The organism is Tamlana crocina (genome assembly GCF_012037625.1).
Genome location: NZ_JAAVJS010000244.1, coordinates 1 through 448, shown reverse-complemented (window position 1 = coordinate 448; position 448 = coordinate 1). Strand labels below are relative to the sequence as shown.

The 448-nt window shown below is 43.1% G+C and carries 1 pseudogene; it reads left to right on the top strand.

Annotation, left to right across the window (positions count from 1 at the left end):
• Nucleotides 1-63: 63 nt before the first annotated feature.
• Nucleotides 64-448, top strand: a pseudogene (locus HC176_RS16530) (heavy metal translocating P-type ATPase); the annotation flags it as partial.

Sequence of the window (448 nt, the reverse complement as noted above, 5' to 3'; positions counted from 1 at the left end):
ATCGCCAATTTAAAGATTTCAGCGAGAGTTTACCGGACAAGAATCGAAAAACCGATAGAAAAAATGAAAAAAACGCAAGTAAAACTGCCAATACTCCTGCCGGAAGTTCCCGATGAGAACGATCAATGTGTGCAGAGGCTAATGGATCACCTGCAAAACAGGGAAGGTCTTGAAAAGGTGCATATTGTTTCTGAAAAAGAGGATGATACCCCTCAGCTTTGTTTTCATTACGATCCCGACATTATTTCCATTGCCCATATTACAAAACTCGCAAAACAGGCAGGGGCATCATTGACCAATGAATTTGGACATACCCTGTTGGAGGTTGAGGGAATACGACATGCAAGGCATGCGAGGAAAATTCAAAATGCCCTGAGAGGATTGGAGGAGATAATGGAAGCCTCGGTATCCGAATCGGGAATCGTAAGGCTGGAATTCATAAAGGCTA